Source organism: Paludifilum halophilum, assembly GCF_002245355.1.
Classification (GTDB): Bacteria; Bacillota; Bacilli; order Thermoactinomycetales; family DSM-45169; genus Paludifilum; species Paludifilum halophilum.
In genome coordinates, this window is sequence record NZ_NOWF01000096.1 from 1 (window position 1) to 440 (window position 440).

Here is a 440-nt window from a genome sequence, read left to right on the forward strand (position 1 = left end):
TAGGATTTCTTATTACTGATACTCCAGAGATAGTTGCCAATGGAGTGACCAATTGACTTATGAATCTGTTCAACTCTTCTATATCAGCCTTCATCCTAACTTTTGACAACTTCAGGTTTTCTAATTGTCCCTCAATTACTTCATTGGTCAACTTCAACAAGCCAACCTTGGTGTCATTTCTGGCCTCTCCAAGGTTCACTGAGTGTAGAGTAAAATCATCAGTAGTCATATCTTAAATTATTCCTTCTCTATCAGGCTTGGCTATCTCCATTGTTAGGTGCCCTATTTTTGGATCTTGCCCAAGTATAGACAAGGTTTTCTACTTCTTCACCTTGGAAACTGCAGATCTAGAATGAACTGCAAGGGATATGGTATCCTTGACGGGGGCACTTTCATCTTTCCTTTGTCTATTTCTCTCTAGAGTATCCTCTAACTAGGAA

1 protein-coding gene is annotated in these 440 nt (G+C 39.3%); it reads right to left on the reverse strand.

Translation table 11 applies throughout. The features are described from left to right. The coding region (locus CHM34_RS19645) for a hypothetical protein (RefSeq protein WP_206093851.1) at positions 1–229 on the reverse strand (229 nt) is incomplete at its 3' end. Positions 230–440: the final 211 nt, after the last annotated feature.